Source organism: Aeromonas sobria (assembly GCF_000820145.1).
Lineage (GTDB): Bacteria > Pseudomonadota > Gammaproteobacteria > Enterobacterales > Aeromonadaceae > Aeromonas > Aeromonas sobria.
In genome coordinates, this window is sequence record NZ_CDBW01000044.1 from 140,422 (window position 1) to 162,651 (window position 22,230).

Consider the following 22,230-nt stretch of genomic DNA (forward strand, 5'->3'; position numbering starts at 1 on the left):
TGTGAATGCATCGGCAAGCGTGATCTGCACCTCACTCGCCACCGATTGATGTGACATGGTAAACAAAACGTTAAATATTTGCAGCAATTGCTGGCATTTTTTGACCAAGCAACCATAAAGAGATCGCGCAATGTGCAGTAAACACTGCACTAAATACGACTCTCAAGGAGATCACCGCATGGATTGCAAGGCACCATACCACGCCCGTTCCCGCACATGTTTACTACTCGCCCCGCTGCTGGCGGTCACGCTGGCGGGTTGCCAACAGGGGCAGCCGCCCACCGCCGCTCGCACTCTTTATCTCAACGGCAAGATCCACACCCAAGATGGCCAACGGCAGGTGGCAGAGGCCATGGTGGTGAGCGGTGGCCAGTTCCTCTATGTCGGCAACCGGCAGGGGGCCGAGGCGCTCAGCACCCCCGACACCCAGATGGTGGATCTGCAAGGGAAGATGGTGCTGCCGGGGCTGCACGACAACCATATCCACCTGCTGGGCACGGTGGCGCTCGATATGTGCGATCTCGACGGCAAGCCGGTCGATCTCGGCGAGCTGGCGGCCAAGGTGAAGCGCTGCCTGCCCCGCTACGCCCCCAAGGCTGGCGACTGGCTGGTGATCAATCAGTGGTCCCCCTACGAGGGCAACACCCCCACCGCCGCTTATAAAACCGTACTGGCGGCCCTCGATGCCGCCGCCCCCGACAATCCGGTGGTGCTGGCCGGGGTCGATGGCCACGCCAGTGCCTACAACTCGCGGGCACTGGCACAGGCGACCAACCAGAGCGGCAAACAGGTCGGCTTCACCGACGCCACCCTGGCGCCGGGTGGCCTCTTTGCCACCTTCAAACCCTATGTGGATCTCGATAGCGGCGTCATTCGCGAGGGGGCCCGCAGCGCCATCCCCTCCCCCGACAACGGCCTGCTCAGCGCCCATGACGAGCAGGCGGCAAGCCAGTATCGCCAAATCCTGCCCGCCGTTTCGACCCTGATGGCCTCACGCGGCATTACCAGCATTCAGGATGCCTGTGCCACCGACTCTATCCGCGATCGCCTGCGGGAGATGGAAGATAAGGGGCTGCTCAATATGCGGGTCACCGCCACCACCTGTTTTCACGAGGATGACTACAGCGGCAAGCTCGATATCGGCGGCCATCTGGCCAAGGCCAACCGGGTGCGCGACCAGTTCGCCGGCGATCCGCTGATCAAGGCCGATGCGGTCAAGATCTTCCTCGACGGTGTATTGGAGGGGGATCCCTTCAGCACGCCCCCCTTCCTGCCCAACGCCGGCATGCTGGCCAACTACCAGACGCCCCACCTCGCCATGGATCAGGCAAGCGAGCAGGTCACCATCACCGCCAACAGCGAGGATGCCGGCAGTAATGGGCTGGTCAACTACCGCGCCGCCGATCTCACCCGCTACGTAGGGGAACTCGACAAGGGGGGCTTTAGCATCCATATGCACAGCATCGGCGATCGCACTACCCGCATGGCCCTCGATGCACTGGAAGCGGCCCGCGCCAGCAACGGTGATCACGGCATTCCCCACACCCTCGCCCATCTGCAGGTAGTGCATCCGGACGATCAGCAGCGGCTCGGCCAGCTTGGCCTCTACCTTACCTTCACCTACGCCTGGACCAACCCCCAGCCCGAATATGACATGCTGGTCACCCCCTTTATCCAGCCGACCCGCAAGGGACAGCACCTTCATGAGGCGATGTACGATCCCAAGGGGTATCTCAAGCAGGCCCTCTATCCGGTGGCCAGCTCACGCAAGGCGGGAGCCATTCTGGTGGCCGGCAGCGATGCGCCGGTCGACAGCCGCGATCCACGCCCCTTCGTCAATATGGCCGCCGGTGTCAACCATGCGCCCCAGAGCGGCGATGATTTTCGGGCGAACCAGCGCATCACCCTCGACCAGATGCTGGATGCCTACACCATCAACGGCGCCCGCGCGGTGCGCCAGCAGGCCGTCAGCGGCTCCATCGAAGCGGGCAAATCGGCCGACTTTATCGTGCTGGATCGGGATCTCTACCAGCTGGTCGCCAGCGGCAAGCCGGAGCAGATCGCCGACACCCAGGTCACCCGCACCGTCTTTCGCGGGCAGACGGTCTTTAGCCAATAGACTCAGGCGAAATGGCGAGTGTGAGTATCTCGTCAGCGGTACTCTGAACACATGCAGCCAGACCTGCGCCTCTAAAAGCAACATGCCGACCTCCGGGTCGGCATTTTTACTTCGGGGAGTGATAGCCAGAACTGATAGCGAGGAAAGTTACGCAAGGGATAATGAGCGGGTTTAACCCACGTTCGGCGTGCCCCTTTGCACCAAATCGACGGGGCATTGGCAACCAGCATGGCCAGCTGGCTGCCCCAAGCAGCGGCAGGATTGATTCACCAGCGAAACAGCATCAACCAACTTGGTTGCGGCAGCGTAACAATATTGGGCTGTTTGTCACTGGTGGCTGAAGACGCTTGTGGCATAATACATTTCCCGAACCTCCGAATACGCTTCGCTATTCGAACCTACGGATTTAATACATCTCTCTATTCGAGTTAGCTCATAGGGTCACGAAATAAATTTCATATGGAAAAACTTATGTATTGGCTACCTGCAATATTTTCTACTTCATCGTTAGCGATTATACTGTTTTTATCTAGAAATCTTATTTTGACGCGCTTAACAAATGCTGTTAAACATGAATATGATACAAAACTAGAGCTATTAAAATCCGACTTATCAAGAAAGGACAGGGAAATAGAATCGTTACGTCAGGTCGGTTTTAGTGGATTGCAACAAAGACAGAACATTCTTTTCAACAAGCAGGTAGATGCAATTGAATTACTATGGGCTGCGACTTGTAAACTAGATTTAGGAAAGCCAATATCTACGATGATGCAAAGATTGAAGACAAGTGAAATATCTAATGTTATTACTCATGATAAGAAGCTACAACAATTTTTCAAATATATCTCCATGCACATTGACATGCAGGAGCTGGTATCAATCAACCCTCTTCCTGCCAGACCATTTATCAGTAAATTGGCATGGGCATACTATTCAGCTTACAGCGCAATTGTTTGGCATTATGTTGTACAAGCCAAACTTTTTGAGTCTGGGCTAAGTGATAATTTATTAGATGTAGAGAAAATAAAAACAATCGTGCACGTTGCATTACCCCACCAGAAAGAATTTATTGATGAGTTTGGTTCTGATGCTTTGGGTTATTTATTAGATGAGTTGCAGGATAAAATACTTCTAGAGTTAGAGTCAATCATGAATGGAGAAACGCTTGACGCTTCTGGCTTAGAAAAAGCAGCAAAAATACAAAAGCTAGCTCAAGATTTAGGCGATAAAAACAAGTCTATTAGTGAACTTAAGAGACTGTAGTTTCGACTAAAAATATATTATAACGCTTACTAAAAATGCTCCAAAAAAAGCCGCCCATCGGGCGGCATTTTTATTAGAGATAACGGGCTAAAAAGAATTACCAGCCGGTTACTTCGCGCAGGGCCTTGCCGATATCGGCAAGGGAGCGGACGGTTTTCACGCCAGCATCTTCCAGCGCGGCAAACTTCTCGGCGGCAGTCCCCTTACCACCGGAGATGATGGCACCAGCGTGGCCCATCCGCTTGCCGGGAGGCGCAGTGACACCGGCGATATAAGAGACCACCGGCTTGGTGACGTGGGCCTTGATATAGGCAGCCGCGTCTTCCTCGGCGTTGCCGCCGATCTCGCCGATCATCACGATCGCTTCGGTCTGCGGGTCGTTCTGGAACATCTCCAGAATGTCGATAAAGTTGGAGCCCGGGATGGGGTCACCACCGATACCAACGCAGGTGGACTGGCCAAAGCCCTCGTCAGTGGTCTGCTTGACCGCTTCGTAGGTCAGGGTGCCGGAGCGGGAGACAATGCCCACTTTGCCCGGCTTGTGAATGTGGCCCGGCATGATGCCGATCTTGCACTCACCCGGGGTGATAACGCCTGGGCAGTTGGGGCCGATCATCCGCACGCCGGTCTCTTGCAGCTTCACTTTCACATCCAGCATATCCAGAGTCGGGATGCCTTCGGTGATGGTGACGATGAGCTTGATGCCCGCATCGATCGCTTCCAGGATCGCGTCCTTGCAGAACGGCGCCGGGACATAGATGACGGAGGCTGTGGCGCCGGTCGCGTCGACCGCGTCACGGACGGTGTTGAACACCGGCAGGCCCAGATGGGTGGTGCCGCCCTTGCCCGGGGAGACGCCGCCCACCAGCTGGGTGCCGTAGGAGAGCGCCTGCTCGGAGTGGAAAGTACCCTGACCGCCGGTAAAGCCCTGGCAGATGACTCGGGTTTCCTTGTTAATCAGTACGCTCATCAGTTGGCCTCCGCTGCTTTGACGACTTGCTGCGCGGCATCGGTCAGACTCTTGGCCGCAATGATGTTGAGGCCGCTCTCGGCCAGCTTGATACCACCCAGCTCGGCATTGTTGCCTTCCAGACGCACAACCACGGGCACCTTGACCCCCACTTCCTTGACCGCACCGATAATGCCTTCTGCGATCATGTCGCAGCGCACGATGCCGCCGAAGATGTTGACCAGCACCGCTTTGACGTTGCTGTCGGAGAGGATGATCTTGAACGCCTCGGTCACCCGCTCCTTGGTGGCGCCACCGCCAACGTCAAGGAAGTTGGCGGGCTTGCCGCCGTGCAGGTTGACGATGTCCATGGTGCCCATGGCCAGACCCGCGCCGTTGACCATGCAGCCGATGTTGCCATCGAGGGCCACATAGTTGAGTTCCCACTGAGCGGCGTGCGCTTCGCGGGGGTCATCCTGTGACGGGTCGTGCATCTCGCGCAGCTTGGGCTGACGATAGAGGGCGTTGGCGTCGATGTTGATCTTGCCATCCAGGCAGTGCAGGTTGCCCTGCTTGGTGATCACCAGCGGGTTGATCTCCAGCAGTGCGAAGTCGCAGTCGAGGAACATCTTGCCCAAGCCTAAGAAGATCTTGGTGAACTGCTTGATCTGATCGCCGACCAGACCCAGTTTGAAGGCCAGTTCGCGGGCCTGATAGGCCTGCGGACCCACCAGCGGATCGATGGCCGCCTTGTGGATCAAATGGGGGGTTTCGTGGGCAATCTTCTCGATATCCACGCCACCTTCGGTAGAAGCCATGAAGACCACGCGGCGCGAACCACGGTCAACCACGGCACCCAGGTAGAGCTCTTTGGCGATGTCGGTGCAAGATTCAACCAGGATCTTGGTGACCGGCTGGCCGCCTGCATCTGTCTGGTAGGTCACCAGATTTTTGCCAAGCCAGTTCTGGGCGAAGGCACGGATCTCATCCTTGCTCTTGGCCACTTTCACGCCGCCCGCTTTACCGCGACCACCAGCGTGCACCTGGCATTTGACGACCCAGATATTGCCGCCAATCTTGTCAGCCGCTTCGGCCGCTTCTTGTGGGGTAGCACAGGCATAACCTTCGGAGACCGGCAGGCCATACTCGGCAAACAGCTTTTTTGCCTGATATTCATGCAGATTCATAGATGCTCTATCCGTGTTGTAGGTATTTCCGTCCGGGGTTGGTGTTTCTCAATCCCCTATGAATGGGGGCCTGGGCGGCCCCTCGTTATCTTTCGCTCACTCGGGTATTACAGTGCTCAGACGTCCAGCAACAGACGGGTTGGATCTTCCAGCAGCTCCTTGACGGAGACCAGGAAGCCGACCGATTCGCGTCCGTCGATGAGACGGTGATCATAGGAAAGCGCCAGGTACATCATCGGCAGGATCTCGACCTTGCCGTTGACCGCCATCGGGCGATCCTGGATCTTGTGCATCCCCAGAATGGCGCTCTGGGGCGGGTTGATGATCGGGGTGGACATCAGGGAGCCAAATACGCCACCGTTGGTGATGGTGAAGTTGCCACCGGTCAGTTCATCCACGGTCAGCTTGCCGTCACGGCCTTTGCCCGCCAGATCCTTGATGGCCTTCTCGATGTCCGACAGGCTCATGTTGTCGCAGTCGCGCAGCACCGGGGTCACCAACCCGCGCGGGGTCGAGACGGCGATGCTGACATCGAAGTAGTTGTGGTAAACCACTTCATCGCCATCCAGTGCGGCATTCACTTCCGGATAGCGCTTGAGGGACTCCACCACCGCTTTCACGTAGAAGGACATGAAGCCGAGCTTGATGCCGTGCTTCTTCTCGAAGATCTCGCCGTACTGCTTGCGCAGATCCATGATGGGCTTCATGTTGACCTCGTTGAAGGTGGTCAGCATGGCGGTGGTGTTTTTCGCTTCCAGCAGACGCTCGGCAATGCGCTTGCGCAAACGGGTCATCGGCACCCGCTTGTCACTGCGACCACCCAGCGGCGCCACTTTGGCCGCAGGGGCAACAGCGACGGGCGCGGCAGCAGCTGGCTGGCTCTTGGCCTTGATGTAGGCCTCCACATCTTCCTTGCTGATGCGACCGCCTTTGCCGGTGCCAGTTACCTTGCTCACATCGATGTCATGCTCGCCAATCAGGCGGCGCACCGAGGGGCTCAAGCCATCGGCGCCGTCATCGGCCACCGCTTCTGCCGGTTTCTCTTTAGTCTCTTCACCGGCCACCGGGGCCGCGTTGAGGATGGCAATCAGCTGACGGGACAACACGGTCGCCCCTTCCCCTTGCAGGATCTCCCCCAGCACACCGGCTTGCGGTGCCGGCACTTCCAGCACTACTTTGTCAGTTTCGATGTCGACCAGCACTTCGTCACGGGCGACCAGATCACCGGGCTTTTTGTGCCAGGTGGCGATAGTGGCATCGGCCACTGATTCCGGCAGGTCCGGTACCTTGATCTCGATAGTCATCTAATCAGTTCCTTTTACTTCTATGCCAGAGGCTTTACAGGGTAAGGGCATCTTCCACCAAGGCTTTTTGCTGCTTGGTGTGGACAGACATATAACCAACGGCCGGCGAGGCTGACGCGGGGCGACCGGCATAACGCAGGGTGGCACCGACCGGCAGCACCCCATCGTAGTGGTGACGGGTGCAGTACCAGGCGCCCTGATTCTGTGGCTCTTCCTGACACCAGACAAAGTCGGTGACATGGCTGTAGTGGGCCAGAATGGCGCGCACTTCCTCTTCCGGGAAGGGGTAGAGCTGCTCAATTCGCACCAGTGCCACATCCTGCTGCTCGGCCTTGCGACGGGCATCGAGCAGGTCGTAGTAGACCTTGCCGGAGCAGAACACCACGCGTTTGACCGCTTTCGGATCCAGCGCATCAATTTCGCCGATAGCATTCTGGAAGGTGCCTTCCGCCAGCTCTTCGAGCTTGCTCACCGCCAGTGGGTGGCGCAGCAGGGATTTGGGCGTCATCACGATCAGCGGACGGCGCATCGGACGGATCACCTGACGACGCAGCATGTGGAATACCTGCGCCGGGGTAGAGGGCACGCACACCTGCATGTTGTGTTGGGCACACATCTGCAAGAAACGCTCGAGACGGGCGGAGGAGTGCTCCGGGCCCTGGCCCTCGTAACCGTGCGGCAGCAGCATGGTCAGGCCACACATCCGGCCCCACTTCTGCTCACCGGAGGAGAGGAACTGATCCACTACCACCTGGGCACAGTTGGCGAAGTCACCGAACTGGGCTTCCCAGATAGTGAGGCCAGCCGGCTCGGCGCTGGCGTAGCCATATTCAAAGGCCAGTACCGCGTTCTCGGTCAGCACCGAGTCGTAAATCTCGAACGGCCCCTGCTCGTCGTGCAGGTTGCACAGCGGGGTGTAGGTGCTGGCATCGGTCTGATTGTGGACCACGGCGTGGCGGTGGAAGAAGGTGCCTCGGCCGGAGTCTTCACCGGTGAAGCGGATGCGGGAGCCCTTGTCCACCAGAGTGGCGTAGGCCAAGGTCTCGGCAAAGCCCCAATCCAGCAACTTCTCACCCGCCGCCATCAGACGACGGTCTTCGTAAATTTTCTCAACCTGACGCTGCAGCACATGGGTCGCCGGATACTGGCTCACCCGATCGCCGAGGGATTTGAGGTAATCCAGCGGCAAGGTGCTGTCATAGTGCATCGCCCAGTCGTGACCCAGATAAGGGGTCCAGTCGACGGAGTGCAACTCCATCGGCCGCCACTCTTTGCTCACCCGCTCACCGCGATCCAGGGTGTCGCGATAGTCGTTGACCAGGGTAGTGGCCAGCTCCTGACTGACAGCGCCCTCGGCCACCAGCTGATCGGCGTAGATCTTGCGCGGGGTCGGGTGCTGTTTGATCTGCTGGTACATCAGCGGCTGGGTCGCACTCGGCTCGTCCGCTTCGTTGTGACCATGACGACGGTAGCAGACCAGCTCGATCACCACGTCGCGCTTGAAGGTATTGCGGTAATCCAGTGCAATCTGGGTCACCAGCACCACGGCTTCCGGATCATCGCCGTTAACATGCAGCACTGGCGCCTGTACCGCCTTGGCGATGTCGGTGCAATATTCGGTGGAGCGCAGATCACGATGGTAAGAGGTGGTGAAACCGACCTGGTTGTTGATGACAATGCGCACCGTCCCGCCCACGCCATAAGCACGGGTCTGGGACATGTTGAAGGTCTCGGCCACCACCCCCTGACCGGACATGGCCGAGTCACCGTGAATGGTGATGGGCAACACGCTGGAGCCATCCTTGTCACCATGGCGATCCATCCGCGCACGCACCGAACCGATGACAACAGGGTTGACGATCTCGAGGTGGGACGGGTTGAACGCAAGCGCCAAATGCACGTTGCCACCCGGGGTCGCGAAGTCGGAGGAGAAGCCCATGTGGTACTTCACATCACCAGTGCCCCAGGATTCCCCATGCTTGCCGGCGAACTCGTCGAACAGGTCTTGTGCGCGTTTGCCAAGCACGTTGATCAGCACGTTGAGGCGGCCGCGGTGGGCCATGCCGATGACAGCCTCTTTGCAGCCCTGCTCACCGGCGCGACGGATCAGCTCCTTGAGCATGGGGATCATGGCATCGCCCCCTTCCAGCGAGAAGCGCTTGGCCCCCGGGAACTTGGCGCCCAGGTATTTCTCCAACCCTTCGGCGGCGGTCAGGCTCTCGAGGAAACGGGTCTTCTCTTCGAGGGTGTAGCTCCCCTTCCCTTCAATGGATTCGAGACGCTGTTGCAGCCAGCGCTTCTCCTCGGTGGAGGTGAGGTGCATATAATCGGCACCTATGCTGCTGCAGTAGGTCTTTTTCAGGGAGGCGTACAGATCACCAAGTACCATGGTCTCGCGACCGATGGCATAGGAGCCCACATTGAAGGTGGCCTCCATGTCTGCGCCCTGCAGGTTGTGGAATGCGGGATCCAGTTCGGCAACGGTTTCACGCTGCCACAGGCCCAGCGGGTCCAGATTGGCATTCTGGTGACCACGAAAACGGAAGGCATTGATCAGCTGCAGCACCCGTACCTGCTTGGCATCCACTTGGGGATCAGTAACAGGGGCGCTGTAACGGGAAGGATCCTTGGCCAGACGACGGAAATAATCGCGGACCTGGGAGTGAGGTTGTTCAACCACGTGGCCATTGACCTGGGGCAGCTCGCTAAACAGGCTGCGCCACTCGTCGGACACGGAGTCAGGATTTTCCAGAAAGGATTCGTAAAGATCCTCGATATAGCTAGCATTCGCACCAGCCAGGTGAGATGACTCCAACCAGGCCTTCATCACGCCGTTATGCATTTCTATCCCTTGTACATCTTGTTACTGCTGCGCAGCTTGTAGGGTTCAAAAAGCCATCCTGCCACGGGTGGGATGGCTCTCCAGACGTTGGGCTAGCCCAAAAACTAAACGGCCCGATTGAGCAACATCGACTTGATCTGGCCAATCGCCTTGGTCGGGTTCAAGCCTTTCGGACAGACGTTCACGCAGTTCATGATGCCGTGGCAGCGGAACACGCTAAAGGCGTCGTCCAGATTACCCAATCGCTCGGTGGTCGCGGTGTCGCGGCTGTCTGCCAGCCAGCGGTAGGCTGCGAGCAGCCCGGCCGGACCGATGAACTTGTCAGGGTTCCACCAGAAGGAGGGGCACGAAGTGGAGCAGCAGGCACAGAGAATGCACTCGTACAGGCCGTCAAGCTTGGCGCGCTCTTCGGGGGATTGCAGGTGCTCACGCACCGGCGGCAACTTGTCATCGTTGATGAGGAAGGGTTTGACCTTCTCCCACTGGGTGTAGAACTGGGTCATGTCGATCACCAGATCGCGGATTACCGGCAGCCCGGGCAAGGGACGCAGCACCACGTTATTGCCCTTCTTCAGCAGATCAGAGAGCGGGGTGATACAAGCAAGACCGTTCTTGCCATTCATGTTGAGACCGTCAGATCCACAGACCCCTTCGCGGCAAGAGCGGCGAAAGGAAAGGGTGGGGTCCAGCTCTTTCAACTGGATCAGTGCATCGAGCACCATCATGTCGGAACCTTCAGGAATATCAAGACGATATTCCTTCATATGGGGGACGTTATCAACATCCGGATTGTATCTGTAGACAGAGAATGTGACGTTCATAGGGCTTGGCTCCGCAATCAGTAATACCGCACGTTGGATAAGAGGGAGGGGTGTTCCTCCCCTCTGTTCACAGACCGGCAGATGTCGCGACATACCGAGAATGTGACCTTCATTGTGCTTGTCTCCGTAATCAGTAAGTCCGCACCTTGGGTGGGAACGCTTCACGGGTTTTCGGAGACATGTTGACCGCGCGACGGGTCATGGACTCGGAGTCCGGATGATAGAGGCTGTGGCACAACCAGCTCTCGTCGTCCCGATCCGGGAAGTCAAAGCGGCTATGCGCACCGCGACTCTCGGTACGGAAGTTGGCCGCCACCGCAGTGGCAAACGCCGTCTCCATCAGGTTGTCCAGCTCCAGGCACTCGATGCGCTGGGTGTTGAACTCCTTGGAGGTGTCATCCAGCCGGGCACGCTTGAGGCGCTCGCGAATGAGTTTCAGCTCGGCCAACCCTTCTGCCATGGCATCACCTTCACGGAACACCGAGAAGTTATTCTGCATGCAGGTCTGCAGGTCCTTGCGGATCTGCACCGGGTCTTCGCCGTCACGGCAATTTTCCCAGCGGTTGAAGCGGGCCATGGCGGCATCGATGTCGGACTCTGACGCTTCGCGGCCGTGCTCCATCTCGCCCAGGGTGTTGACCAGATACATGCCAGCGGCACGACCAAACACCACCAGATCCAGCAGCGAGTTGCCACCCAGACGGTTGGCGCCGTGCACCGAAACGCAGGCAATTTCGCCCACCGCAAACAGGCCGACTACAGGTACGTCATTGCCATCTTTGTCTTGCGCCAGACACTGGCCATTCACGTTGGTCGGCACGCCGCCCATCATGTAGTGGCAGGTCGGGATGATCGGAATAGGCTCTTTGACCGGATCCACGTGGGCGAAAGTGCGCGAAAGCTCGCAGATGCCCGGCAGACGGGATTCCAGCACCTCTTTGCCGAGGTGATCCAGCTTGAGCTTGATGTGCGGGCCCCAGGGGCCGTCGCAACCACGGCCTTCGCGGATCTCGATCATGATGGAGCGGGCCACCACGTCGCGACCGGCCAGATCCTTGGCGTTGGGGGCGTAACGCTCCATGAAGCGCTCGCCATCTTTGTTAAGCAGATAACCGCCTTCACCACGGCACCCTTCGGTCACCAGTACCCCTGCCCCGGCGATGCCGGTCGGGTGGAACTGCCAGAACTCCATGTCCTGCACCCCTACCCCGGCGCGCAACGCCATGCCGACACCGTCACCAGTGTTGATGTGGGCATTGGTGGTGGACTGGTAGATACGACCGGCGCCGCCGGTGGCCAGCACGGTGGCCTTGGCCTTGAAGTAGACCACTTCACCGCTCTCCATATCGATGGCGGTACAGCCAACGATGTGACCGTCCTGGTTCTTCACCAGATCCAGCGCATACCACTCGGAGAAGACAGTGGTCTTGCTCTTGACGTTCTGCTGATAGAGGGTGTGCAGCAGGGCGTGACCGGTACGGTCAGCGGCCGCCGCGGTACGAGCAGCCTGCTCGCCACCGAAATTCTTGGACTGGCCACCAAACGGACGCTGGTAGACAGAACCGTTTTCAAAGCGGGAGAAGGGCAGGCCCATGTTCTCCAGCTCGTAGATGGCCTCGGGGCCGGTCTTGCACATGTACTCGATGGCCTCCTGGTCACCGATATAGTCGGAGCCTTTGACTGTGTCATACATGTGCCACTGCCAGTTGTCGTCGTGGGCATTGCCCAGCGCAACCGTGATCCCGCCCTGAGCGGAAACCGTGTGGGAACGGGTTGGAAAGACCTTGGACAACAGCGCGCAGCTCTTGCCGGACTGGGCAATCGAGAGCGCGGCGCGCATACCGGCACCACCGGCACCAATCACCACAGCATCAAATTCACGAGTTGGAATAGTCACCTTACACACCCCACAGCACGACGAAACCCGTCATCAGATAGACAAACAGCACCACGACCAGGGCAAATTGCAGCGCCCCACGCAGCCCTACCGGCTTGATATAGTCAGTCAGCACCTGCCACAGACCAATCCAGGCGTGGATCAGTACGCAGAGCAGGGTCAACAGGGTGAATACTTTGGTGAATGTTTTGGCGAAGAAGCCTGCCCACACCTCGTAGGTGATGTCGTTAAACGCGACAAATCCCACCAGATAGAGCACGTAACAGGTCATGATGAGGGCGGTGGCGCGGATCAGGATGTAATCGTGAACGCCGCTGCGCCCGAAGGTTGCAGAATTGGTTACCATACAAGCACTCCCGCCAATACCGCCAGGATCGCGGTGATCATAAAGGCCACACGGGCACTCTGATTACCGGATTCCAGCTCTTCCCAATAGCCCATATCCATGACCAGATGACGCAAGCCGCCCACAATGTGGTATGCCAGCGCAGTCAGGATCCCCCACAGCACGAGTTTGACCAGCAAGTTGTCCATGATGGCAACTACGGTGGCAAACCCTTCGGGAGAGGCGAGTGAAGTACCAAGCATCCACAGCAAGATGCCCAGTGCGACAAAGGTGATAACCCCTGAAACACGGTGCAAGATGGATGCAATGGCAGTGACAGGAAAGCTGATCGTCTGTAGGTCGAGGTTGACCGGTCTCTGTTTGTTTTTCACGCTTGCCCACTCAGCTCCATTGAGCACGTTAGTTATTGTTTTAACTCACACTTGAGGGCACGGGATGGTGATTGTTGGTTATTTGTTACCAAAACACGCTGAAAAAGCCAAAAATCCAGTTTTCGGTTTCACATCAGGCTTTGCCAACGCGTTTCAAACGCCCACAGCCATGACCCACGTGGCGCAGTATATCGGCGGCTTTAACCGAAGACAATCAAACAGCTACAAAGAAAACACAAAACCGCAAACTGGATCGCATATTTAATTTAACATTTCATTAATGTCATTAATGGGGTCCCAGCAAAATTGACATTGATAAGGAACTCTGTTTCAAATAAGGCGCTCCAGCCGCCTCGGTATGGGTAACAACCTTTGCCAGCGTCATGAAAGTCGTAATAGAGTAGGACTGGAACCAAATTATAAAGAGCAAAGGAGACGTGCTATGGCTGATAAAATAGCCACCCTACACCTACCCGGAAAAGATCCGGTCGAACTGCCTATCCTCTCTGGTACGATCGGACCGGATGTCATCGATGTCAGAAAATTGGGCGCCCAAGGGTATTTCACCTTCGATCCCGGTTTTATGGCCACCGGTTCTTGCAAATCCGCTATTACCTACATCGACGGCGATCAAGGTGTCTTGCTGCACCGTGGTTTCCCCATCGCCCAACTGGCGATGCAATCGAGCTACCTCGAAGTTTGCTACATCCTGCTCTATGGCGAAGCACCGACCAAGGCGCAATATGCCGAGTTCCACCGACTGGTGACCCGTCACACCATGGTGCACGAGCAGATCGCCTTCTTCTTCCGCGGTTTTCGTCGTGACTCCCATCCCATGGCCATCATGTGTGGTGTCGTCAGCGCCCTCTCCGCCTTCTACCACGATGCCCTCGATATCAACAACGAGCAGCACCGCGAGATCTGCGCCTTCCGTCTGCTCTCCAAGATGCCGACCCTGGCCGCCATGTGTTACAAGTACTCCATCGGCCAGCCGTTTATGCAGCCACGTAACGCCCTCTCCTATGCGGGCAACTTCCTGCACATGATGTTTGGCGTGCCGACCGAAGAGTACAAGGTCAACCCCACCGTCGAACGGGCCATGGATCGTATTTTTACCCTCCATGCCGATCACGAGCAGAATGCCTCCACCTCCACTGTCCGTCTGGCTGGCTCCTCCGGTGCCAACCCGTTCGCCTGTATCGCTGCGGGGATCGCCTCCCTGTGGGGTCCGGCTCACGGCGGTGCCAACGAAGCCTGCCTGCGGATGCTGGAAGAGATCGGCTCGGTGGAGCGAATTCCCGAGTTCATCGCCAAGGCCAAAGACAAGAACGATCCGTTCCGTCTGATGGGCTTCGGTCACCGGGTCTACAAGAACCATGACCCCCGTGCCCAGGTGATGCGTCAAACCTGTCACGAAGTGCTGACCGAATTGCAGATCAAGGATCCACTGCTGGATGTCGCCATGGAGCTGGAGCGCATTGCGCTGTCCGACCCCTACTTCGTCGAGAAGAAGCTCTACCCTAACGTGGACTTCTACTCCGGCATCATCATGAAGGCGATCGGTATCCCGATGAGTATGTTCACCGTGATCTTCGCCATCTCTCGTACCATCGGCTGGATTGCCCACTGGAACGAAATGCACTCGGATCCGGATCAGAAGATCGGTCGTCCCCGTCAGCTCTATATCGGCCAGCCACAGCGGGAATTCGTTCCGCTCGAGCAGCGCTAACAGGCTGAATCAACATAATTTGTTACAAAGGCGGTCATTGACCGCCTTTTTGTTTGCCGCTCTAATGCCCCCTTTCGCGTTGAAGGAGTCCATCATGAAACCACTGTTTATCAGCGCCGCCTTGCTGCTGACCGCCTGCCAGAGCGCACCCGCACCGTCACAGGGGGAGACCCTCTATATCAACAGCCAGCTGGTCGATTGCGTCGGGGTTGGCCCGATGCAGTGCATGCAGGTGCGCAGCGATGAGCAGCAGCCCTGGACGCTGTTCTACCAGGATATTGAAGGCTTCCAGTTCGAGCCGGGCTACCAGTACCAGCTCAGCGTCAGCAAGGAGCAGCTCACCGATGTACCGGCCGACGCCTCGTCCCTGCGCTATCAGCTGATCAAGGTGGTGAGCAAGGTCGCCAGCAAGTAACAGGCGGGATCAAAAAACGGGGGATGGCAGACGCCATCCCCCGTTCGTTTATGGGTGCAACGCCTCATCAGGAGCGACTAGCTCGTCGCCAGCGCCATATGCAGCAGCGGATAGGGCTTGCCCTGACCATCCAGCGGTGAGCGCCCGGTCACGGTGAACCCCATCTTCAGATAGAAGCCCACCGCCTGTTCGTTCTGCTCGTTGACGTCAACCTGCGTCACGCCACCCTGATCGATGGCATGTTCCACCAGCAGACGACCCACACCGCCGCCACGCGCCTCGGGGGCCACAAACAGCATCTCCAGCTTGCCCTCGTGCAATCCGCTAAAGCCAGCAATGCTCCCCTCTTCTGTGCGGGCACAGTGCAGTGTCACCGCATCGAAGTAGTGTTCGAGAATAAGGGGTTTGAGGGCCAGGATCTCGGCCTGTGGCAGGAAGTGGTGGGTTGCCCGCACCGAGGCCTCCCACAGCTTGATCAGCGCCGGATAATCGGCTCGGGATACAGGAACAATCTTCATTAAATGACTCGATATGATAACCAGCGGGAAGAGACACCTCCCCGCTGGCAAAGGTGATTAGCGAGCCTGCACCGCCTGCAGCAGCACCGACACATCGGCGCCAAAGCTGCGGGTGCGGATCGCCTCGCAGATATCCACTTCGCTATAACGGCTGCCCGGGTAGACCACCACGCAGGCCGTGTCGCCCGGTTTGAGGAAGTGGGTCTCGCCAAACGGGGTATAACGGGTGGCACCGATACTGATCAGCGCATGGGGAGGGTGTCCCGCCTGCGCCAGCAGCCCCTGAATGTGCTCCGCCGGACCTTCCTCCTGTTGATGGTTGAACTTGTCGATGGCCCAGTCGAGCAGCTGACCGTGGAAGTAGCTGTAATCGATGGCGGCGCTGTCTACCCCGTAGGCGTGCAGCTCACCGTCCCGCTCCAGATAGCAGGCGATGCGATAGTCATCGAGTTCGCAACCGGCGGCGAAACCGGAAAGTGGCAGCAGCTTGGCCGCCAGCCCCTTGCTCTCTTCGCCCCAGTTCTTCTTCTCGCTGATCTTCTTGGCGTTGGGACGGCGGATGGAGCAGTCGTTGTAGGCACCAAAGGCACGGGGATGGATCGCCACCACCTGCTTGTCTGCATACTCCAGCTCGCACCAGAGGGCAACTTCCGGCTCAATCTGCACCTTCTCGTCACCACTGACCGCAGCTTCCGGCAGGAACACTGCCTTGTCGCTTAAGGGGAACACCCCAAGCTGGCCCGGGTGGCCCGGCACGAAGAAGGGGAACAGTGCCTTGGGCGCCGTGGTATCACGCACCACCACCGCCACGAAGTCTGACGCTTCGCCTGCCTGCTCCAGATGACCGGCGAAATTGCCCGCTACCCCGAGTCCGATAAACTTGCTCTCTGCTGCTATCTGCATCTTGCTCACCTGCATCTTGCCCACGTCAGGTAGCAGGCCCATCGCCCACTACCGCTAAAGTGGCAAGATTAAACCACAAGGCCCCCACCTTCGCCCAGTCCGGGCCTGCTGTGGTGTGCGCCAGTCCGCTTTTTTAGGAACGAGGCGCCTGTGGCGAGACAACGCTTGCGCACCATTTCACCAGCACGGTCACCGCGCTGGAAACAGTGCGTTTCCGGCCTCTCCCCTCTTTCCCCTTGGGACTCAACTTCATCTTTGTTAGGCTGCCAGCATGCAAAACCGCGGCGCGCTTGACTGCGCTACGGCTCATCACGGCAACACCATTGGAGAGAAAACGGATGATCGACAAACTCGCCTGGCTCACTTTTAAAGATCAGCAACTGCTCTGTGCCCGCTCCCACGGCAAGGATATCTATTACATCCCCGGCGGCAAGCGCGAACCGGGCGAGAGCGATGAGGCGGCCCTTATCCGCGAAATTGAGGAGGAGCTAACCGTCACTCTGCAACCCGATACCCTGCGCTTTGCCTGCGAATTCAGCGCCCAGGCCGATGGCAAACCGGCAGGGGTCGAGGTGCGACTGCGCTGCTACACCGGCGAAGCCAGCGGCACCCCGGTCGCCTCAGCCGAGATCGCCGAGCTGCGCTGGCTCGACAGCACTCATCTCGATGAACTCTCCCCCGTCTCCCGCCTGCTGTTTGCCTGGCTGGTTGAGCAGGGGCTGATCCGCTAACCCCACAAACGGGAGCGGCGCAAACAAAAGAGGTGAGCCAATGGCTCACCTCTTTACATTCGAAGCTACCTACATCAGGGCAGTTTCACCGCCCGCGCCTGAACCTCCGGCAAAGCAAAGGCGTCTTGCGCGGCGATCAGCTGCAGCTCGTAAGCCTGCTGGCGCCAGGTCTCTTGCAGCACCGCATCCACCGAGGCGTTGGTGCGCTCGAATGCGCTGACCGCATCGTGGCCAGCCAGCAAATTGGCCAGCATCAGGGCGCTGATGAGATCGCCAACCCCCACCGGCTGGCGGGCAAAGTCGTAGAGCGGACGGGCAATCAGGTAATCCCCTTGCGGGGTCGCCAGCAGCATCTCGAAGCGGCTGGAGTCCTGCGCCGCACGGCCGAGATGTTTGACCAGCACCAGCTTGACGCCGCGGGCCAGCAGCTGATGGGCGGCGGTGCGGGTCTGGGCCAGATCCGCCAGATGGGTATCGCAGAGGGTCTCCAGCTCCAGCAGGTTGGGGGCCATCATGTCGGCTACCGGCAATGCCTGCTCGGTCAGGAATCGGGTGACGCCGGGGGCAACGATACATCCCTTCTCCGGATGGCCCATCACGGGGTCACAAAAATAGATGGCATCGGGGTTGGCGGCCTTGACGGCCTTGACCACGGTCAGGATCTCGTCCCCCTGCTCGGCGGAGCCAAGGTATCCGCTCAGCACGGCGTCACAGCCACCGAGCACCTCGATATTGCCCAATCCCTCAACCAACGCGCTGATATGGCCAGCTGGCATCGCCATCCCCTGCCACCCCTGGGCATATTGGGTATGGTTGGAAAACTGCACCGTGTTGATGGGCCATACATCCATACCAAGGCGGCGCATGGGGAAGACGGCCGCACTGTTACCGGCACAGCCAAAGACCACGTGGGACTGAATAGAGAGAACGGATTTCATCGGGAATACCACAGCAAAGGATCAGCAAGGTGGGCAATATATCGGATGAAGATAACGATGCGCCACCTTGGCGCGGGATGAACAGGCAATTTCCTGACTAAAGACAGGTTTTTGCGCCATTTAGCCAAGTTCGGAACAGTGAGCGGCGCCATGATGCGCCGTGCCCCCGTCCGTTATATCCCGTTGTGCTTAACACCATACTAGCGGGCAAAGTGATAGACCCACCCCTCGTCACGAGGCATGTCACTTGGCGGTTGCACCAGTGCGGGCAACGCAGCCATCTTGCCACCAGCGGCATATTGCAGCGCCATCAGGGCGCAGAGCGCCGCATCGTAGCGATCGGTGCCAACCACCAGATCATCGGGCAGCAAGGCTGCCAGCTCGGGCCGTGCTGGGGATGCCTTGCCGCCGACTTTGGCCAGTGCCGGATAGACCTCCAGCACGGCGCGGCTGGCCTGCGCCTGCACCTTGGGCACCAGTTGCAGATCAGAGAGCTGCGGCAGCATGGAGAGCGCCAGGGTGGCGTTGTTGCCGAGCCGGTCGAAAGTGGCCGAGAGGGGCTTCTTGCCGTACTGCTGATAAAGCCAGCGTTCGCAGTCGCGATAGGCGTAGGGGTTGTCTATCTCCCGCTCGGGGGCGGCGCAACTGTGTGGCTGGCCATTGAGCAGATCACGCAAGGCGCGGGGAAAGGCGAGCGGTGCGTCGATACCGAGCGCCAGTTGCGGACAGGCCTCGACCTGCGCCAATGTGGCCTCATTTTGCAGGGCCGGACGCAGCAGGGCCGCCAGATCCGGCGCCACCCGCGAGCTCAGGCGAAACAGCGGCGACACCCCGAGCCAGTGCAGGCTGTTTGAACCGGCCTGCCAGCCCACCACGGCCACCGCCTGGGCGCTGCCCTGCCAACCACGCACATCCCAGCCGATCCCGATTGCACTCATCTGCCCTGCCGTCATCAATTACCTCATTTTGCCTGTCACACGTTGCAAGGGGCACAGGGTAATCAGCAGACGCCCTTAACGCAAAGCGAACCGCCTTGTCAGAACGATTTCTGGAAGTTCACCAGCGGCAAAATGGGGAAAACGCCGTTGGCGGCGTAGTTGGCGAGCCCGATCTGCAACCCATCGAGATGCTGGGTGGCATTGATAAAGCCAATCTGGAAGGTGGTGCGCTCGGCATAGTTGACCAGACCAACGTTGGCCAGCGCGTTGCCCTTGGCGATGTTGACCGCACCCCAGTTGAGGCCATGCACGTTGTTGGTCAGGTTGACCAGCCCCAGATTGACGCCGGTATCCTGCCCTTCGTGCCAGTTGATGGCATTGATGGCCACCCCGCTAAACTGGTGGCGCACCCGCCCAGCACCGAGGAAGACCCCGAGCTGCAGACCGCTGAACTGATCCACATCAGACAGCGCGAAGATCGGCAGATCGATCCCCTTCACCTGACCGGTGCGGCCATAGAGCAGCGAGGCGCGTGCCCCCTCTACCTGATGGGAGGCGGGCAAATTGACCCCGGGCAGCGAAATCTGCACCGGTGTACTGGCCTGCGCGACACCGCACAGGGTAAGGGCGCTGCACGCCAGTAGCAGGCGTGCCAGTTGCTGTCGTGAAAGTGTCATGGGAAGTTCCTTGGGCCATTGAGAGTGACCCGATCCTAACAGTCAGGGGAGAGTGTGGGCACACCAGCGGGGACGAGGTGCGTCACGATACGTCACGGCCGCCAGCGGCGGTATCCCGCGATTTTTGGCGGATTGGCACACGGAATAGCACTATCTGGCACTTTTTCGCCTGACATACCGGCCTTTCCTTTCATTGCCTCACTTAACTGCCTAAAATAGCCGCCCTGCTGTAATCGGCATTCATCCATCTAGAGGATTTTCCATGGAGACGTTTTTGCTCGAAGGCCACCCCTTCGTTGCCTTGTGTGACCTTATCAAACATCAGGGTTGGGCCGACTGTGGTGGCGCATCCAAGGCGCTGATCGCCGAAGGTCTGGTAGAAGTAGACGGCCAGATCGAAACCCGCAAACGCTGCAAAATCGTGGCGGAGCAAGTCGTCAACTTCAACGGCATGAAAGTAGTCGTCAAAGAGGGCATCAGCCCGGAGATTGGCTAACGCCCCGAGTCAGGGGTCTGCCTCTGATAACTCGCTAGCTGGCCTTGATCGACAAGGTCAGTACAAAGCGCGCCATCGCCTCATCCCCGTTCAATGACGGACAGGTGGCCACCACCTGGATGGGGCGGTTGATGCGCTGACCGGTCGCCAGCGACTCGTCGATCATGGCATCGATCTCCTCCCCCGCTGCGCAGTCAAACTGTACATCCCCTTCCGGACGCTTCAGAAATTCCCCCTGCACATCCTTGAAGGCGAAGTGCACCTTCTTGCGCCGCTGCCGCCCCTTCTCCATCACCAGCAGGCCGCCCACCAGATCGGCGCCGGTGGCCAGCGCCCCGAAATACATGCTGCCCAAATGGTTGCGGGTACGCCAGCCAAGGGGAATGCGAATGCGCAGCGCTTTGGCGCTCATCTGTTCGATAACGGGAGCGCAAAATCCGATGACGGGAATGTAGCGCCAGGCAAACAGCCGAAGCGCCAGATTGGCTTTGAAGCGTTGCAAATCCATATGCGAACTGATCCGATGAGTTTGTGTAAACAGCATGTTGCCAGCATGGCAGCTGTTCTACAAGGCTTCCGATGGCGCTGGAAGCCTGTGACTCAGTTAAACGGCATTGCGGGTGGCGACACCATCCGCCAAATTGCGCAGCAGCACTTCGGTGTCGGCCCAGCCGATGCAGGCATCGGTGATGCTCTGGCCGACGGTGAGTTCACACCCTTCCACCAGATCCTGACGGCCTTCCACCAGATGGCTCTCCACCATCACGCCAAACACCGCCTTGCTACCAGCACGCAGCTGACCGGCTACGTCTTCAGCCACTACCATCTGGTTCTTGAACTGCTTGCTGCTGTTGGCGTGGCTAAAATCGATCATCACCTTTTGTGGCAGACCGGCCTTCTCCAGCCCCTTCACCACCTCGCTGACATGGGCGGCGCTGTAGTTCGGCTCACGGCCACCGCGCAGGATGATGTGACAATCCGGGTTGCCGCGGGTCGCCACGATGGCAGAGTGACCATATTTGGTAACCGAGAGGAAGTGGTGCGGCGCACTGGCAGCCCCGATGGCATCGATGGCGACCTTGATGGTGCCGTCAGTGCCGTTCTTGAACCCCACTGGACAAGAGAGACCGGAGGCCAGCTCGCGGTGAACCTGGGATTCGGTGGTACGGGCACCGATAGCGCCCCAGCTCATCAGATCCGCCACATATTGCGGGGTGATCATGTCGAGGAACTCGGAGGCGGTCGGCAGCCCCATGTCGTTGAGATCCAGCAACAGCTTGCGACCAATACGCAGACCGTCGTTGATGTTGCAGCTGTTGTCGAGGTATGGATCGTTGATCAGCCCCTTCCAGCCAACAGTGGTGCGCGGTTTTTCGAAGTAGACCCGCATCACGATCTCCAGCTGACCTTTCAGCTCGTCGCGCAATGCCTTGAGGCGCTTGCCATATTCCAGCGCGGCCACCGGATCGTGGATGGAGCAAGGGCCAATAACCACCAGCAGACGCTCATCTTCACCGGTCAGGATCCGATGGATGGCCTGACGGGATTCAAAGACCGTATTTGATGCGGTCTCGGTAGCCGGAAACTTCTCAAGCACCGCAACCGGGGGTAATAACTCTTTGATTTCACTGATACGAACGTCGTCGGTTTGATGCTGCATGACAAGGCTTCCTGCTAGATGACTGCGATTAAGAAATCTCAACATAGCCCGCGACAGGGCATGTGTAAATAGGAAATTACAGCAATCACAGAACTATTTTGCGAGGAAATCTTGCAAGTTATTGAA

General features: G+C 58.5%; 22 protein-coding genes. 7 read left to right on the forward strand and 15 right to left on the reverse strand.

Going from position 1 to position 22,230, the window contains the following annotated elements:
- Positions 1–178 precede the first annotated feature (178 nt).
- Complete coding sequence (locus BN1135_RS19095; protein ID WP_042023884.1) at positions 179–2,119, forward strand: amidohydrolase; 1,941 nt, start codon at positions 179–181, stop codon at positions 2,117–2,119.
- A gap of 459 nt (positions 2,120–2,578) precedes the next feature.
- Positions 2,579–3,382, forward strand: coding sequence for a hypothetical protein (locus tag BN1135_RS19100; protein WP_139244987.1), 804 nt, complete (start codon positions 2,579–2,581; stop codon positions 3,380–3,382).
- Positions 3,383–3,479: 97 nt separating this feature from the next.
- Here BN1135_RS19100 and sucD read toward each other — a convergent pair whose 3' ends face one another.
- The 8 genes from sucD to sdhC form a co-directional block, all read right to left on the reverse strand.
- The gene (sucD, locus tag BN1135_RS19105) at positions 3,480–4,352 is read right to left on the reverse strand and encodes a succinate--CoA ligase subunit alpha (protein WP_042023888.1); all 873 of its coding nucleotides are present in this window, start codon (positions 4,350–4,352) and stop codon (positions 3,480–3,482) included.
- Complete coding sequence (sucC, locus tag BN1135_RS19110) at positions 4,352–5,518, reverse strand: ADP-forming succinate--CoA ligase subunit beta (protein WP_042023890.1); 1,167 nt, start codon at positions 5,516–5,518, stop codon at positions 4,352–4,354. The genes sucD and sucC overlap by 1 nt, the downstream gene beginning before the upstream one ends.
- A 116-nt stretch (positions 5,519–5,634) precedes the next feature.
- Positions 5,635–6,822: a 2-oxoglutarate dehydrogenase complex dihydrolipoyllysine-residue succinyltransferase gene (gene odhB / locus BN1135_RS19115; protein ID WP_042023892.1), complete on the reverse strand. Its 1,188-nt coding sequence runs from the start codon at positions 6,820–6,822 to the stop codon at positions 5,635–5,637.
- A gap of 34 nt (positions 6,823–6,856) precedes the next feature.
- Positions 6,857–9,664: a 2-oxoglutarate dehydrogenase E1 component gene (sucA, locus tag BN1135_RS19120; protein WP_042023894.1), complete on the reverse strand. Its 2,808-nt coding sequence runs from the start codon at positions 9,662–9,664 to the stop codon at positions 6,857–6,859.
- Between the two features lie 104 nt (positions 9,665–9,768).
- On the reverse strand, positions 9,769–10,485 hold the full coding sequence (locus tag BN1135_RS19125; RefSeq protein WP_042023901.1) for a succinate dehydrogenase iron-sulfur subunit: 717 nt from the start codon (positions 10,483–10,485) through the stop codon (positions 9,769–9,771).
- Positions 10,486–10,615: 130 nt separating this feature from the next.
- Positions 10,616–12,382 (reverse strand): succinate dehydrogenase flavoprotein subunit, encoded by a 1,767-nt coding sequence (gene sdhA / locus BN1135_RS19130; protein WP_042023903.1) that lies wholly within the window; start codon positions 12,380–12,382, stop codon positions 10,616–10,618.
- A gap of 1 nt (position 12,383) precedes the next feature.
- The gene (sdhD, locus tag BN1135_RS19135; RefSeq protein ID WP_005333558.1) at positions 12,384–12,728 is read right to left on the reverse strand and encodes a succinate dehydrogenase, hydrophobic membrane anchor protein; all 345 of its coding nucleotides are present in this window, start codon (positions 12,726–12,728) and stop codon (positions 12,384–12,386) included.
- Positions 12,722–13,099 (reverse strand): succinate dehydrogenase cytochrome b556 subunit, encoded by a 378-nt coding sequence (gene sdhC / locus BN1135_RS19140; protein WP_042023905.1) that lies wholly within the window; start codon positions 13,097–13,099, stop codon positions 12,722–12,724. The genes sdhD and sdhC overlap by 7 nt, the downstream gene beginning before the upstream one ends.
- A 64-nt stretch (positions 13,100–13,163) precedes the next feature.
- Between sdhC and BN1135_RS22270 the strand changes: the two genes are divergently transcribed.
- The 3 genes from BN1135_RS22270 to BN1135_RS19150 all read left to right on the forward strand — a co-directional run bounded on the left by BN1135_RS22270 (position 13,164) and on the right by BN1135_RS19150 (position 15,243).
- Entirely contained in the window at positions 13,164–13,364 is a 201-nt protein-coding gene (locus tag BN1135_RS22270) for a hypothetical protein (RefSeq protein ID WP_139244989.1), read from the forward strand.
- Between the two features lie 177 nt (positions 13,365–13,541).
- A complete protein-coding gene (locus tag BN1135_RS19145; protein ID WP_042023908.1) occupies positions 13,542–14,828 on the forward strand; it encodes a citrate synthase in 1,287 nt (428 codons plus the stop codon).
- Between the two features lie 94 nt (positions 14,829–14,922).
- Complete coding sequence (locus BN1135_RS19150; protein ID WP_042023910.1) at positions 14,923–15,243, forward strand: DUF4377 domain-containing protein; 321 nt, start codon at positions 14,923–14,925, stop codon at positions 15,241–15,243.
- Between the two features lie 77 nt (positions 15,244–15,320).
- Here BN1135_RS19150 and BN1135_RS19155 read toward each other — a convergent pair whose 3' ends face one another.
- Positions 15,321–15,761: an acetyltransferase gene (locus BN1135_RS19155; protein ID WP_042023912.1), complete on the reverse strand. Its 441-nt coding sequence runs from the start codon at positions 15,759–15,761 to the stop codon at positions 15,321–15,323.
- A gap of 57 nt (positions 15,762–15,818) precedes the next feature.
- Positions 15,819–16,664: a DUF5718 family protein gene (locus BN1135_RS19160; RefSeq protein ID WP_042024079.1), complete on the reverse strand. Its 846-nt coding sequence runs from the start codon at positions 16,662–16,664 to the stop codon at positions 15,819–15,821.
- A gap of 338 nt (positions 16,665–17,002) precedes the next feature.
- Between BN1135_RS19160 and BN1135_RS19165 the strand changes: the two genes are divergently transcribed.
- Entirely contained in the window at positions 17,003–17,395 is a 393-nt protein-coding gene (locus BN1135_RS19165; RefSeq protein ID WP_042023914.1) for an NUDIX hydrolase, read from the forward strand.
- Between the two features lie 74 nt (positions 17,396–17,469).
- Here the strand turns inward: BN1135_RS19165 and pdxY are convergent, their stop codons facing one another.
- The 3 genes from pdxY to BN1135_RS19180 all read right to left on the reverse strand — a co-directional run bounded on the left by pdxY (position 17,470) and on the right by BN1135_RS19180 (position 19,948).
- Positions 17,470–18,333, reverse strand: a complete 864-nt coding sequence (gene pdxY / locus BN1135_RS19170) for a pyridoxal kinase PdxY (RefSeq protein WP_042023915.1) — start codon at positions 18,331–18,333, stop codon at positions 17,470–17,472.
- 200 nt (positions 18,334–18,533) lie between these two features.
- Positions 18,534–19,286 (reverse strand): DUF429 domain-containing protein, encoded by a 753-nt coding sequence (locus BN1135_RS19175; RefSeq protein WP_042023917.1) that lies wholly within the window; start codon positions 19,284–19,286, stop codon positions 18,534–18,536.
- A gap of 83 nt (positions 19,287–19,369) precedes the next feature.
- On the reverse strand, positions 19,370–19,948 hold the full coding sequence (locus BN1135_RS19180; protein WP_042023918.1) for a VC2662 family protein: 579 nt from the start codon (positions 19,946–19,948) through the stop codon (positions 19,370–19,372).
- A gap of 262 nt (positions 19,949–20,210) precedes the next feature.
- Here BN1135_RS19180 and ybcJ point away from each other — a divergent pair, with 262 nt between their 5' ends.
- Positions 20,211–20,444, forward strand: a complete 234-nt coding sequence (ybcJ, locus tag BN1135_RS19185; protein WP_042023921.1) for a ribosome-associated protein YbcJ — start codon at positions 20,211–20,213, stop codon at positions 20,442–20,444.
- A 34-nt stretch (positions 20,445–20,478) separates the two neighbouring features.
- Here ybcJ and BN1135_RS19190 read toward each other — a convergent pair whose 3' ends face one another.
- Together BN1135_RS19190 and aroG are read right to left on the reverse strand one after the other, a co-directional pair.
- Positions 20,479–20,952 carry a DUF4442 domain-containing protein gene (locus BN1135_RS19190; protein ID WP_042023922.1) on the reverse strand — a complete coding sequence of 158 codons (474 nt, stop codon included), beginning with the start codon at positions 20,950–20,952 and terminating at the stop codon, positions 20,479–20,481.
- A gap of 96 nt (positions 20,953–21,048) precedes the next feature.
- Complete coding sequence (gene aroG, locus BN1135_RS19195; protein WP_042023924.1) at positions 21,049–22,104, reverse strand: 3-deoxy-7-phosphoheptulonate synthase AroG; 1,056 nt, start codon at positions 22,102–22,104, stop codon at positions 21,049–21,051.
- Positions 22,105–22,230 lie beyond the last annotated feature (126 nt).

Coding starts and splice junctions, on each gene's coding strand:
- BN1135_RS19095 (WP_042023884.1), top strand. CDS start 179: ATGGATTGCAAGGCACCATACCACGCCCGTTCCCGCACATGTTTACTA.
- BN1135_RS19100 (WP_139244987.1), top strand. CDS start 2,579: ATGGAAAAACTTATGTATTGGCTACCTGCAATATTTTCTACTTCATCG.
- sucD (WP_042023888.1), bottom strand. CDS start 4,352: ATGAGCGTACTGATTAACAAGGAAACCCGAGTCATCTGCCAGGGCTTT.
- sucC (WP_042023890.1), bottom strand. CDS start 5,518: ATGAATCTGCATGAATATCAGGCAAAAAAGCTGTTTGCCGAGTATGGC.
- odhB (WP_042023892.1), bottom strand. CDS start 6,822: ATGACTATCGAGATCAAGGTACCGGACCTGCCGGAATCAGTGGCCGAT.
- sucA (WP_042023894.1), bottom strand. CDS start 9,664: ATGCATAACGGCGTGATGAAGGCCTGGTTGGAGTCATCTCACCTGGCT.
- BN1135_RS19125 (WP_042023901.1), bottom strand. CDS start 10,485: ATGAACGTCACATTCTCTGTCTACAGATACAATCCGGATGTTGATAAC.
- sdhD (WP_005333558.1), bottom strand. CDS start 12,728: ATGGTAACCAATTCTGCAACCTTCGGGCGCAGCGGCGTTCACGATTAC.
- BN1135_RS22270 (WP_139244989.1), top strand. CDS start 13,164: ATGGTGATTGTTGGTTATTTGTTACCAAAACACGCTGAAAAAGCCAAA.
- BN1135_RS19145 (WP_042023908.1), top strand. CDS start 13,542: ATGGCTGATAAAATAGCCACCCTACACCTACCCGGAAAAGATCCGGTC.
- BN1135_RS19150 (WP_042023910.1), top strand. CDS start 14,923: ATGAAACCACTGTTTATCAGCGCCGCCTTGCTGCTGACCGCCTGCCAG.
- BN1135_RS19155 (WP_042023912.1), bottom strand. CDS start 15,761: ATGAAGATTGTTCCTGTATCCCGAGCCGATTATCCGGCGCTGATCAAG.
- BN1135_RS19160 (WP_042024079.1), bottom strand. CDS start 16,664: ATGCAGATAGCAGCAGAGAGCAAGTTTATCGGACTCGGGGTAGCGGGC.
- BN1135_RS19165 (WP_042023914.1), top strand. CDS start 17,003: ATGATCGACAAACTCGCCTGGCTCACTTTTAAAGATCAGCAACTGCTC.
- pdxY (WP_042023915.1), bottom strand. CDS start 18,333: ATGAAATCCGTTCTCTCTATTCAGTCCCACGTGGTCTTTGGCTGTGCC.
- BN1135_RS19175 (WP_042023917.1), bottom strand. CDS start 19,286: ATGACGGCAGGGCAGATGAGTGCAATCGGGATCGGCTGGGATGTGCGT.
- BN1135_RS19180 (WP_042023918.1), bottom strand. CDS start 19,948: ATGACACTTTCACGACAGCAACTGGCACGCCTGCTACTGGCGTGCAGC.
- ybcJ (WP_042023921.1), top strand. CDS start 20,211: ATGGAGACGTTTTTGCTCGAAGGCCACCCCTTCGTTGCCTTGTGTGAC.
- BN1135_RS19190 (WP_042023922.1), bottom strand. CDS start 20,952: ATGGATTTGCAACGCTTCAAAGCCAATCTGGCGCTTCGGCTGTTTGCC.
- aroG (WP_042023924.1), bottom strand. CDS start 22,104: ATGCAGCATCAAACCGACGACGTTCGTATCAGTGAAATCAAAGAGTTA.